The organism is Dokdonia sinensis, assembly GCF_003688895.1.
Lineage (GTDB): Bacteria > Bacteroidota > Bacteroidia > Flavobacteriales > Flavobacteriaceae > Dokdonia > Dokdonia sinensis.
Genome location: NZ_REFV01000007.1, coordinates 72977 through 86316, shown reverse-complemented (window position 1 = coordinate 86316; position 13340 = coordinate 72977). Strand labels below are relative to the sequence as shown.

Annotated in this window: 9 protein-coding genes; 1 reads left to right on the top strand and 8 read right to left on the bottom strand. The window is 40.3% G+C overall.

The genetic code is table 11. The annotated features are described in order from the left end of the window. Positions 1-6: 6 nt before the first annotated feature. The 8 genes from EAX61_RS08660 to EAX61_RS08625 form a co-directional block, all read right to left on the bottom strand. Positions 7-1464, bottom strand: a complete 1458-nt coding sequence (locus tag EAX61_RS08660; protein ID WP_121917292.1) for a hypothetical protein — start codon at positions 1462-1464, stop codon at positions 7-9. 97 nt (positions 1465-1561) lie between these two features. Next, positions 1562-3028 carry a hypothetical protein gene (locus EAX61_RS08655; protein WP_121917291.1) on the bottom strand — a complete coding sequence of 489 codons (1467 nt, stop codon included), beginning with the start codon at positions 3026-3028 and terminating at the stop codon, positions 1562-1564. Positions 3029-3081: 53 nt separating this feature from the next. Further along, the gene (locus EAX61_RS08650; RefSeq protein ID WP_121917290.1) at positions 3082-5208 is read right to left on the bottom strand and encodes a Tex family protein; all 2127 of its coding nucleotides are present in this window, start codon (positions 5206-5208) and stop codon (positions 3082-3084) included. Between the two features lie 12 nt (positions 5209-5220). Beyond that, positions 5221-5574 (bottom strand): hypothetical protein, encoded by a 354-nt coding sequence (locus EAX61_RS08645; RefSeq protein WP_121917289.1) that lies wholly within the window; start codon positions 5572-5574, stop codon positions 5221-5223. Further along, positions 5571-6671 carry a hypothetical protein gene (locus EAX61_RS08640; RefSeq protein ID WP_121917288.1) on the bottom strand — a complete coding sequence of 367 codons (1101 nt, stop codon included), beginning with the start codon at positions 6669-6671 and terminating at the stop codon, positions 5571-5573. Before EAX61_RS08640 ends, EAX61_RS08645 begins: the two co-directional genes overlap by 4 nt. Positions 6672-6690: 19 nt before the next feature. After that, positions 6691-8787, bottom strand: coding sequence for a methionine--tRNA ligase (gene metG / locus EAX61_RS08635; protein ID WP_121917287.1), 2097 nt, complete (start codon positions 8785-8787; stop codon positions 6691-6693). Between the two features lie 356 nt (positions 8788-9143). Then, entirely contained in the window at positions 9144-10793 is a 1650-nt protein-coding gene (locus EAX61_RS08630; RefSeq protein ID WP_121917286.1) for a DUF1501 domain-containing protein, read from the bottom strand. A gap of 8 nt (positions 10794-10801) precedes the next feature. Next, positions 10802-12259 (bottom strand): DUF1800 domain-containing protein, encoded by a 1458-nt coding sequence (locus EAX61_RS08625; RefSeq protein WP_121917285.1) that lies wholly within the window; start codon positions 12257-12259, stop codon positions 10802-10804. 123 nt (positions 12260-12382) lie between these two features. On the opposite strand from EAX61_RS08625, the gene EAX61_RS08620 reads away from it, so the two are divergent. Continuing rightward, positions 12383-13282 carry a S66 peptidase family protein gene (locus EAX61_RS08620; protein ID WP_121917284.1) on the top strand — a complete coding sequence of 300 codons (900 nt, stop codon included), beginning with the start codon at positions 12383-12385 and terminating at the stop codon, positions 13280-13282. Positions 13283-13340: the final 58 nt, after the last annotated feature.

The window sequence follows — 13340 nt, the reverse complement described above, 5'->3', positions numbered from 1 at the left end:
GAAGGATTAGTTTTTGAAGCGGTATAAATTTATTGTATTGAGTGTACGGTGATAAAACCCCAAGATAAAATCATCTCCATTTTTAAATAGCGTTGTTGCTCCTTTATCGTTACCATATTCCTCATCTAATTCTAATTCGAATGCTTGGATACGGTCAAAAATATTCACAGGAACGATGGCTCCTTTTAAATGATCATATTCTCTATTAAGAATTGTTTGTATACGGGCAGTTTTAGTACGGGTATAATTAAGATAATTGCCAAAAACAGCGTTACCTATTCCAATAACAATTCCGGCCCCTATCGCTCCACCCACCGAGGAGCTTACGATCAGGACTCCTGGTGACTCGATCTCTTGAGATGCTCCGAGGGTTACTACATAATCATCTCCGTTTTTAAGGACCGCCACCGCGGGGTTAGATGAAACAGTTTTTCTCAGAAACTGCCGTGTTCTATCGAGTTCCCTGTAATCATCTAGAGCACCTCCTTCTTGAATTATGGGTGTATTTGAGAAAGAGATGTGTTCCTTTTCATCAACTCTAATTTCTTTTAAAACATTTTTGGATTTTAAGTCAATGATAGCAAATAACAACTCATCGTACGAAGTTTTAAAACTGAAAAGATGGTCACCTTGCAGGAAGCTATTGGTCTTTTCCATACTGGACGGATCTCTTAAGCTGGGGCGTTCTATGATATGCACTTCGGACTTATTTGATTCCAAAAATAAATCGATGATAAAGGTGTACGTGCGTCTCATATCGAGAGTGATACGTACTTTATCATCTTGTGGGTACAGCTTTATAACCTCGTTTACGGTGTTGAGCGCCAAAGGCGTACCTTCCTCCACAACATTAGTCTTAAAGTTTTCCCTTTGCGGTTCTATAATATCACTTAAATCTCCACTTCTACGTTTCTTGGGAGTAAAATTTGTTGAGGAGAGATTGTAATCTGTGTGAGTGATGTCTCCGTTTTGGTCAAAACGATACATTCTAAACGTAGAACTATTACGCAATAAGGCAACTACATAATGAAAGCCATTGCGACTAAATTCGTTTATAAAATTTTCGCCCTTATGTTTAAAATCCAAATCAACTTGACGTACGCTCCTGTTATCAAAATCTAAAAAGACGGCTCCCCATTTTTTGTTATTTGCTTTCCGAAGGAAAATTGTACGCTTTTTTCCAGTACCTATAAAACTTGATATTTGGGGATACTTGTACAAAACATTGTCGATAAGCAACCCCTGGCCTACAGGTTCAAAATTTTCTGAATATAGATAGGTTGCGATTTTACCGCTATCTGGAATAAGAAATAGGCTTTCTCCCTCAGAATTTGAATTGGTATAAAGTATATTAATTTTCCTAGTACCTATTTTAAGTTTATTTTCAAACTCAAAGACTTTTTCCTGACCAAAAATTAATGTGCTCAAGAATAACAAGAAAATAGCGACAATCTGTGTTCTCATAAATGTATAAATCTTAAATACGCTTTCGCAGAAGCTTATATAATTATTAGTGTAACAAGAATACGGGCGCTTTAAAAAATGCGTGAGCTATGTGTTGTTAGTCAAAGGCATACAGTTGATATGTATCTGTCTCTTCATTAATAATTCCCAATAATTGCCTATCGCCTGCCATAAGGTTGAATTCTTGCCCCCTAAATTTACGATCGAGCAGCATTTTCTTTACAAGATGGTTTTTATCGATGGGGTAAATATTGCGAGGGCTCTTAGGGTTAGAAAGTTCAAAAGTTGTGGCCATAAAGGGTCTAATTCTCAACAAGCCTCCTTGGATGGTTTTAAGTATTTGTAATTCTGTCTTTATAGATGGAGCGATTTTGTCTTTACTTACATCTTGCGGGAAACGACTTAAACCCAGAGTAATCCCAGCTTCTCCATCGTGGTATAATCCTACTCGGGTTATAAGATCCTGTCTGCCTATTGAACCTACTCCGATAGAAGGGTTTTGTATCCCTCTTGTGGTGCTCCACTTTTCAAAACCGCGTGTATATAGTGTAGACAATGTGTCGTACACCCGATCTACTCTGAAGGATGAAATAAAATCAAAGTTATAACTCGATACAAACGCGGTATTTCTAGTTTTTGGTTCATCGTAAGTATACTCAAATTCATTAATAAGCGCGGCACCTAGCGCATCATATATTTTAAACTTTGCTACAAAATTGTTTGAGGCAACCGTGGTAATCTTATAGTTATGTAAAAGCGAATTAGTCTCTGCTAGCGTCCCTGATAAAAAGAGGTCAGCCTTCCGAAAAACTTTAATTTTTTTTGAATAGTCGTTTGTATTTACATCTATGAGATACGTGAAAGAATCATTTTCATCTACCGTAAGTTTAAATCCGTTTGTGTCGGGATATAATTTTGTGGGATTTGCAGTTTCAAAAAGATAATAATGATGTTTATTACTTATGACCTCAGCGGGAGAAACGAGTTCATATAGGTCTACACTTTTATTTTTATACCCTTTAAATGCCTTGGGGCGAATTGCCACCTCATTTATGGCAATCACTTCATTACCCGTTACTGTGCGCACAAGGATAACAGAAGATTTATCTTTTACAGAGATAAAATAGGTCTTTCCCTGCTCGTTATAAGCTCCTAGAAAAGTCTCTTTTTTGAATTTTAAATCGACAATCTCAATGCTCATTTTCTTGCTCACAAAATCAAAGGTGAGCGCTTTAAATACCTTTAGGCTGTTATCTGTAAACCAAAGTATAGCTTTTTTATCTGAGATCTGGCTCGCTAGAAATACTTTTTGAACGCTATCGTAAGTGTCTATAAAAGTGCTTTTAATAGTTTTCAAAGAGCTGTCCAGTAAAACGGCTTCAACGCTTTTTATCCTAAAAAGAAATAACCCTAGTTCGCCTGTTTTTTCATCATAACCCTCAAAAGAATAATCGATTATCGGGTTGTTATCACTGCGAGAAGCAAGTTTAATGTCGATAAGTTTTTCTTGGGAAACACTCACGCTTGTGAGTGTTAAGAGTATAGGTAATAATAGATATTTCATAGCCTAACAATAATAGTGAATATTTTAAACTCAAGAAAACACTAAATACCAGCTTATACCTTCTCTAATTTCAATTGTATCCGCTTCCGTTTTATATCCACTTCTAGCACTTTTACAATCACTTGTTGTTGTAAGCTTACGTGGGTATTTACATCGCTCACAAATCCATCTGCCAGGTTTGAGATATGTATGAGACCACTTTCTTTAATACCAATATCTACAAATGCGCCAAAGGCTGTCACATTATTCACAATACCAGGTAATAATTGTCCGGGTTGCACATCTTCTATCGTTCGGATGTTTTGATTAAAGGTGAAAATTTTTGCTTTTTCTCGTATGTCTAAACCTGGTTTTTCTAACTCGGCGATAATATCTTTAAGGGTTGGAAGACCTACCTCTTCAGTGACATAGTTGTTGAGGTCTATGTCTTTGAGATTTTTAGTATTTCCTATCAATTCCTGCACGGAAGTTTTTTGGTCTTTGGCTATTTTTTGGACAAGTGCGTAGCGTTCAGGATGCACCGACGAATCATCCAGCGGGTTTGTGCCATTCTTAATCCGTAAAAACCCAGCCGATTGTTCAAAAGCTTTCGCTCCCAAACGTGGAACATTTTTAATGTCGTGACGGGTGATGAAGGGTCCTTCGCTTTCGCGAAAGCGTACAACACTCTCTGCCAATTTTTCTCCTATTCCCGAAACATAGCTCAGTAACGGAGCACTTGCGGTGTTTACATTTACACCCACGGCATTCACACAGAGCTCTACCGTCTGGTCAAGACTTTTCTTAAGGGCGGTCTGGTCCACATCGTGTTGATATTGTCCTACGCCTAAGGACTTTGCATCTATTTTCACCAGCTCTGCCAGCGGGTCCTGTAATCTACGACCTATGGAGACAGCGCCACGCACGGTCACATCGTAATTAGGAAACTCGTCGCGGGCAATCTTGCTGGCGCTGTAAATGGATGCGCCAGCCTCGCTCACCACAAAAACCTCAATGGGATTTTTAAAATGAACGCGTTTTATGAGCCGTTCTGTCTCGCGGGAGGCGGTACCATTTCCTATAGCGATAGCTTCGATTTTATAAGCATCTGTAAGACTGGAAATCTTTTTTATGGTTCCTTTTTCATCACTCTTAGGAGGATGTAGATATATGGTCTCATTGTGTAGTAATTGCCCCTGAGCATCCAGACAAACCACCTTACACCCCGTGCGGAAACCAGGGTCAATCGCTAGTATGCGTTTCTCTCCCAGTGGTGAACCGAGCAGAAGTTGCTTGAGATTTTTTGCAAATACGGCGATGGCCGTCTCATCTGCTTTTTGTTTTGCTTCAGTGAGGGTCTCGTTAGATAATGCTGGTAGAAGTAAGCGCTTGTAGGCGTCTTTTATAGCGAGTTCTATTTGGCCGGCGCAGTCATTATTGGATTTTATGATTTTACGGGCTATCATATCGAGTGCTCGGTCATCATCTATGATAATTTTTACACGTATGAACCCTTCATTTTCAGCTCTGAGAATAGCGAGTAATCTGTGGGAAGGACAACGACTCAACGGCTCCGAAAAGTCGAAATAATCTCTGAACTTCTGTGCTTTCTCCCCTGTAGCTTTTTTCTTTACGACTTTGGTTTCTATAAGGGCGTGACGTGTGAGTTGGCGCCTGATGTTGTTGCGTATGTCCGTGCGCTCGTTAAGCCACTCTGCAATAATGTGTCTTGCGCCTTCAAAGGCGCTTTCTGCATCCGGGACTTCGTCGTTTGTATAGCGTTGTGCGAGGCCTTCTACATCTGTGGCGTTTTGTGCCATTATGATTTTGGCAAGTGGCTCTAGTCCGTTTTTGCGGGCTGTCTCGGCTTTGGTCTGGCGTTTCTTTTTATAGGGTAGGTAAAGGTCTTCGAGGGTGGTTAGGTCTTGCGTATCTTCTATTTTTGCTTTAAACTCAGGAGTTAAAACTTCTTGCTCTTCGAGTGATTTAAGGATTGCTTTTTTACGCTTTTCTAAAGCTTCAAACTGTTCTTTAAGTTCGATGATTTTACCTATTTCGACTTCATCCAGACCGCCAGTGGCTTCTTTACGATAACGTGCGATAAAGGGAAGGGTGCAGTCTTGTGCGAGGAGGGATAGGGTGTTTTTGACTTTTTCAATGGAAATTGTACTTTGTTCAGCAATAAAGACGGAACTATTCATTCGCTATTGTATTTAATCGTTCTCAAAAGAATACAGCGTGTATTCCTTAATGCGGGGGTCATAATTCCCAAATAGAACCTTCCCATCTTTCAAAAAAATATTATCTGCAAATTTTCTTAGTCTTTCGGTATGACGGTCTATCCTATCAAAAATGTTATCGACGACTTCCCCGTCAATGTGATTAAAATCTCCGTCAAACATACTCTCAATTCGAGTTGAGCCAGTTGCTCCATAGGAACCATAAGCAAATGATGCTGGATTGAAACTCATTGTGACTGCTCCTACTGTAGCAATGGGAAGCCCACCAAATCCTGGCATCATCATACCGCCTCCACCGCCTTGAGGACGAACACCGCCTACAGTCATACGATAACCATATTTAGTTCTAAACAGGGATATGCCATTTTTATCTGAGCAATTTTCCTTAAGAACTTTGATGTTTTCTCCATTTTTCTAGTTGCACCAAAACTATAAACAGAACCCTCTTGTAAAATGGGGGAATTTTTGAAGGTTATAGGGTCATCTTTTTCAAGTTTAAAATGCTGAACCTCTTCTAGGGTCTCAAGATTTTTAATCACAAGGTGCATCATCGAACTGTTAGAGACAAGTTGTGCAATTTTATCTCCTATCACATAGGAATTTGTAGGGTTGTTCTTAGAATTGTCTAAAGGTGCTGGTTTCTTTATGAAGCGTAAACTAGGTTGCAAGTAAGGTAACTTAAAGTCAAATAGAACTGTGTAGCTTTCATCCTCGTCAAGTGTCCAATAAAATCCCTCATTGTATTCGAACATTTTATTTTGCTCGGTGGTAATTTCCAATGTATTGGGAAGGTTATTCTCAATTTTTGCTAAAGAAATATCGGAGTTAAACCCTTGTGATTCTTGCATTAGTTTATAAATGTCAAGAGATTTAACTGAATTTCTATTAAGCTCCTCTGCCAAATCTATATCCTCCGTAGCAACAGTTCCGTCCACATGAAATATCCACTTCCTTATCAAATTTGAGTCTTTTAAAATCGTAAAGACATAACAGTGAGCTCCTCGGCTATAACTCTGCAGGAATACCTGGCGGCGTAGGTCGAGGTCATATTCTACCTCTTGGGTCGTATCGTTGTTAAAATTATAAAGTATGCTCGCAAACTTATTTCCTTTACTATTTTTCTGAACAAGTCTCACTTGACCTTGACTTACGGCTTGACCAATGATTTCTTTGTATTTTCTTTTTAAACCCTCTGAAACAAGTTGGGATTGTAATTCCTTATCCGCATTGTATAGGTATCCATAGGTAGTTTTAGGTTCTTCTGCAAACACCGAAAAGCTACCAGAATCATCGTGCAGAACTAGATGTACATTTTCTAAAGCGGTACCTGATTTTTTATTTGTTAAGGAGATTTTGTGATAAACACCTTGACCGTAACTGAACGCACAAATAAGCAATGCAATGAATTGAATTGATTTTTTCATTATTATGATTTGAGTATTTCTAACTTATCACGCTCCCGTTCCCAACCCCACCTGCACCGAGCGTAGCCGCGGTGTCAGGATTCACAAAAACCAACTTCCCACTAGCATCCTCCGTCATCAGTATCATCCCCTCGCTTTCCACACCGCGCAATGCGCGAGGAGCAAGATTTACAAGTACCGTTACTTGCTTTCCTACCACTTCTTCGGGTGTAAAACTTTCGGCGATGCCAGAGACTATAGTTCTTGTGTCTATGCCTGTGTCTACTTTTAGGATAAGAAGCTTTTTAGTCTTTGCCATTTTCTCAGCCTCGATGATGGTGCCTACGCGCATATCGAGTTTTGTAAAGTCATCAAAGGTGATGGTCTCTTTCTGCGGGGCGACCTCCTGCACCTCGAGCGTAGCCGAGAGGTCGTTTGCAATTTTACTCGCTTCTAGTTTGTCCAATTGTTTCTGAATTTGGTCGTCTTCTATTTTTGAGAAGAGGAGTTGAGATGTGTTGATCACATGATTTTTATCTAAGAGGGCTTCTCGGGTAGCGACCTCGCCCCACACAAGAGACTCCGCGCCATCGCTTGGAGTTAAATTCAGTATACCTTTCAATTTTTCACTCGTATGCGGTAATAATGGTTCACTCAAAACGGCGAGTGCGGCAGCAATTTGAAGTGCTACGTACATTACAGTTTTGGTGCGGGCTTCGTCTGTTTTTATGGTCTTCCAAGGCTCCTCATCGGCTAGGTATTTGTTTCCTAAGCGGGCGAGGTTGATGAGCTCTGTTTGGCTTTCGCGAAAGCGGTATTTCTCAATTGAGCTGCCTATTACCGAAGGGTAAGCACGCATTGTTTGTAGCGTTTCCTTGTCCACGTTATTAAACTCCCTAGGCTCTGGTACAGCCCCATCATAATATTTATGAGTAAGTACCGTCACTCGATTAATAAAATTACCAAAAATAGCTACGAGCTCACTATTATTACGCAACTGGAAGTCTGCCCACGTAAAGTCATTATCTTTAGTTTCTGGAGCATTTGCAGTAAGGGTATATCGCAATACATCCTGCTGACCGGGAAAATCCTCTAGATACTCGTGCAACCACACCGCCCAGTTCTTAGACGTAGAAAGTTTGCGACCTTCAAGATTTAAAAATTCGTTTGCTGGAACGTTATCTGGTAAAATATACTCGCCGTGTCCTTTGAGCATTGCAGGAAAAATCAAACAATGAAAGACAATATTATCCTTCCCGATAAAATGAAGCAACTTTGTGTTTTCATCCTTCCAATACGGTTCCCATTCCTTGCCTTCTCTAGCTGCCCACTCTTTTGTAGAAGAAATGTAGCCTATAGGTGCGTCAAACCAAACGTAAAGTACCTTACTTTCTGCTCCCTCAACTGGAACAGGAATTCCCCAATCAAGGTCACGAGTTACAGCGCGCGGGCGCAGGCCGTCGTCTATCCACGATTTGCATTGTCCGTAAACGTTTGTTTTCCAATCTTTTTTGTGTCCCTTTATGATCCACTTTTTAAAGAAGTCATTGTATTGATCTAAGGGTAAAAACCAATGTTTGGTTTCTTTAAGCGTAGGTACCGCTCCGGTAATGGCACTTTTAGGGTTGATAAGATCTGTAGCGTTGTGAGACGTACCACAATTCTCGCACTGATCGCCGTATGCTTCTTCAAAACCACACTTAGGACAAGTTCCTGTCACAAATCGATCTGCCAGAAACTGGTTTGCCTCTGCATCATATAATTGCTCGTTTGTCTCCTCAAGAAATTTCCCCTGATCATACATATTCTTAAAAAACTCACTCGCCGTGTCGTGGTGAACTTTTGCACTCGTACGTGAGTAATTATCAAAGGTGATTCCAAAATCTATAAAGGACTGCTTGATAATTGCGTGATATCTATCTACAACCTGCTGTGGTGTTATCCCCTCTTTTTTTGCCTTAATGGTAATGGGCACACCGTGCTCATCGCTTCCGCAAATAAAGGCTACGTCTGCCCCTTGCAGGCGCTGGTATCTGGCATAAATATCTGCTGGCACGTAAACCCCAGCAAGATGACCTATATGTATGGGTCCATTTGTGTATGGAAGGGCAGCAGTAATCGTATAACGTTGTGACATTTCTTGAATTTTGAAGCCACAAAAATAGGGATTTCAAGGTGAAGAAATGGGAATTGAAATCGAATCTATGATCAGACCTAAAGGTCTTTATAATATCTGTAATAAAAGGCCTAATCTTTAGCTTACAAAAGATGGGTTTTGAATAGGCTTTTCCAAAAGCAGAAATGTATTCAAACGTTTAAGACCTTATGTACATTGCGCCTTAAAGGTATAACTACTTGGCATTTTGAAAATTTAAAATATGAATTGAGGATGATGTTGGTACCGCTTTCGCGAAAGCGTAAAAAATAAATCATCGCGCAAAAAAAGCCACAACACCCTTTTAGTATTGCGGCTTTCTCAAACGGCTATGTATTTTACCGTATAAGGATACTCTTGCTGTACTTACGACCAGCAAAGCTTATCTGGTAAATATACTGTCCCGTAAAAAGACGTTTTTTAATTTGCTCTTGAACATCAATTTTATAGGGACCTTCCATTAGGAAGTCGTTACTTAATGTTCCCACGGGTTGTCCAAGTATATTAAAGAGTGTGATATCTACTTTTGCAGTGGTAGGCATTGTAAATTCTAGATAAGTGCGCCCATTGCTATACGTCCCAAAATGCTGAAAAGTATCACGTTGCCCTAAATCTGTGACCCCTAAAGAATCGCAACTAAAGCCCAGATCTACCGTTTCATAATCACCGAATAATAGCTCATCTACAGTTCCACCGTCTATACAAAGCCACTCTTTCATCATCGTAGCGTACACACTTCTAAAATCTGTGCCGAACTGTAAATTACCATTAGCATCTGGATTCTGAAGATCTGGATGTGATCCCACAAAACCATTACCCTGTAGTCCATCTCCGAAAACCATTACTGGTGACGCGGCTCCGTGATCTGTACCATTAGAGCCATTTTCTTCTATGCGACGTCCAAATTCTGAAAAGGTCATAGACATCACTTTATCTTGCATTCCAGATGCTGCCAGATCTTCATAAAAATCTTTCATTCCTTGCGCAACCTGATTCATACGGTTGTTATGAACCTCTACCTGATTTGCATGTGTGTCAAAACCGCCTAGGGTTACCAGATACACTTTAGTGCCTAATCCACCTTTTATCATACGGGCGACTATAGCAAGCTGCCTACCTAAGGATTGATTCTGATATTCTACCGCATTTGTTGCAGCTTCATACGCCTCATTTATGACACCTGCATACGTAAATGTCGTATTTGTAATTCCCCGCATAAACTCCAGCTGCTCACCAAAGGTGCAACCAGGGACGTCTGTCACATCGTGTATGACACCGTTTTCGGCAATACTAGATAACTGCTGCGGGTCTGCTACAGAAAAGGCGTAACTACTTTCTGCACCATCAAATATTAAGTTACCTATACTTCCTATCTGTATTGCCGGAGGGATTTCTGGTGGTGAGATCAAAAAATCTGGATACAGTCCTTCAAAATAGCGTCCTAAGACTCCTGTATCCTCCACTTCTATAGACTGCCCACTCGCCCATATGTCTGAACTCCTAAAGTGTGAAAGATTCTGGTCTGGATACCCTACTCCGTGTATCACTTTCATAGCACCTTCTCCCCATAAAGATTGCAAGGGCTGCATAGATGGAGGTATTCCGAAGTCTGAATTTAACTGATATAAAGAATTTTCTTGATGTCTTACAGAAGGTCTGTTTCCAGCATAAAAATCATAGTCGTAAATAGGAACGATTGTATTGAGTCCATCGTTTCCTCCTTTGAGTCTTACTAGAACAAGTACCCTATCCTCACTTGCTGCATTTGCGAGAGCGGCGGTCATTCTAGATGGCGATGATGCTGTAAGATTAGAACCTCCCAAGGCGATGCTACCTCCTCCTACAAGCCCCAGAGCTCTTAAAAAACTACGTCTATTCCAGGAGCTGTGTTCTTCATCGTGATGGTCATCTGTAATTTTGGCGGAGGGACTGATTCCTTTCTTAATAGCCGCTGCGCGTTTTTTATTCTTATGATCGTGATTGCACATAGCTCTTCTTATTTAAGTTGAAATTCGGGCATTCTAAAAATATGATGCATCAAGAGCAACACTTGATAGGCCGCAGAGCCCCAATCAAGATTCCAAGTGCCATCCTCATAATAATTTTCTGGTACTTCCCATTTAAATACTGTTGTCGCTATATCGTAATCTGCCTCTGTGTACAAAGGTTTAGAAAGGAAGAAATCTATAATTTCTTTTGTGATAAATGCAGGGTCTGCACTATTATTAGTAAGGTCTCTAGCAAATTCTCTAAACTGCTCCTCATCTTCGTTCCACATAGGCCAAGTAAGATACTCCATACTGAGCCACCTTCCCGTTAGAGTACTCGTATTAATCCAATCTCGATCACCTTGCCAACCAGCTACGTCCGTAGGTTCGTAAATTTCTTGACCTAAGTTTGCGTTTAGATATACGATAAAATCCGTGTAATCTTCTTCGGGTGTCTCGTATGTAAATCCTAGTTCGTTAAGATAGATTGAAGTCATATCAAACGGGCTTTTTACAATGAGTCCCGTAGCGTCTGTATCAAAAAAATGTTCGCTTTTTAAGAGCTGACGCAAGACCGGAACAATCTCAAAGTCATTTGTAATAAATGTAGAAGCCATTTCTTGTATAATCGCCTCATTAGTATCACGACTTACAAAAAAGGTGTACAGTTTTGTACATATAAAGGTGGCAATGAGATCTGACTTTTCTTCAAAAAGTAAATCAATCACCCCATCATAATCAAAGTTACTCGTCTGCCCGAAAATAGTTTTTTCAGTATCGTCAAAGTTATTAGGGTTAAAATTAATCTGTGCGCCGTAGTCATCCCATTGATTATAACCTGTAAGCGCTCTGGATGTTTCAACGATATCTTCCTGTGTGTAACCATTGTTCTCCCCTAATGTAAATAGCTCATAAAGTTCGCGAGCATAGTTTTCATTAGGGCTAAATTTTGAATTCTCAAAACCATTGAGATACAGCAACATAGCATTACTTACACCTATCACCCTGGTAAATTCCCTAAAATTACCCAAAGCATAAGTCTCTAATAAATTCCAGTATTGATATGCGTATGGCGGGTGATTATACACTTCTTTTTCTGTCACAAAATGATTATGCCAGAAAAGTGAAAGACGCCCCTTAAGACCAGAATCCTTAATATAGTTTGCTGTTTGTCTGTAGATGTATGTATTCTGTTCACCAGCTTCCAAGTCATAGTCATTATAATCCTGAAAAGACCAGTTTGCCCATTCAGGAACTGGAGAATTTGCAGCGGCGATTGCCTCATCTATGATCGCATCTATAAATGCAGAAGGCGAGCTTGACAGCGCGATATTAATTTGAGCTTGAGAAGCGCCAAAACCCACGCGCCTATACACGTGCTTTGCCTTAACAACATCCCACTCATTAGATCCTGTCGGAACAAAAGGTGCGATGGAAGCTGTGTTGCAAGAAGTAAGAATTTCCATAAGGTATTGATTAGGTGCGGTTCAATATAAAACAATCTTCCCGCATTAACAATATATTAACTATGACTACTTTAAAACTAAAAAGTTTAATTTTTAGTACATTGAGACATTTAAAAACGATGTATGGTTACACCTCCTTTTCTTAAATACGGCGATAAAGTCGGTTTGGTTGCTACGGCACGTAAAATTTCTCTTGATGAACTGGATGAGGGGATACAACTTCTTAAAAGTTGGGGGCTTGTTCCCGTGGTAGGAAAAACCATAGGTCTGGAAGACAATCAGTATGCGGGCACAGATTACCAGAGAGCTCAAGACTTTCAAACGATGCTGGATAACCCCGATATTAAAGCGATTTGGTGCGCGCGGGGAGGATATGGAACGGTGCGTATTATAGACCAACTAGATTTTTACAAATTTGTAAAATATCCTAAATGGATTGTGGGTTACTCTGACGTGACGGTATTGCACAGCCACGTTCACAAGATTGGGTTCAAAACAATACACGCTACAATGCCTGTAAGTGTTGAGGATAATACCGCTTTCGCGAAAGCGTCCCTAAAACAATCACTATTTGGCAAGAAACCTGACTTTACTTACAACACCACAAACTCCTTAAATCGCCCTGGCACAGCCAAAGGCGAGCTCGTAGGCGGAAACCTTTCCATCCTATACAGCCTTTGCGGAAGCAGCAGTAGTCTGGACACTAGTGGGAAAATACTTTTTATCGAAGACCTGGACGAATACCTCTACCATATAGACCGAATGGTGGTAAACCTAAAACGCAACGGAATGCTAGACCATTGCGCTGGAATGGTTGTGGGAGGAATGACAAAAATGCACGATAACCGCATTCCCTTTGGCAAGACCGCGCAACAAATTGTGATGGATGCTGTAAAGGAATGTACTTTTCCCGTAGCCTTTGATTTTCCTGCTGGACACGTAGATGATAACAGAGCGCTTGTTTTGGGGAGTGAGGTGGAGATAAATATTGATGACTCGAAGGTGTCTTTGCAGTATTTGTAAGAATAATAACAATTATGGTAATCATCATAGAGGTAGAATTAATTCCGCTACTGTGATT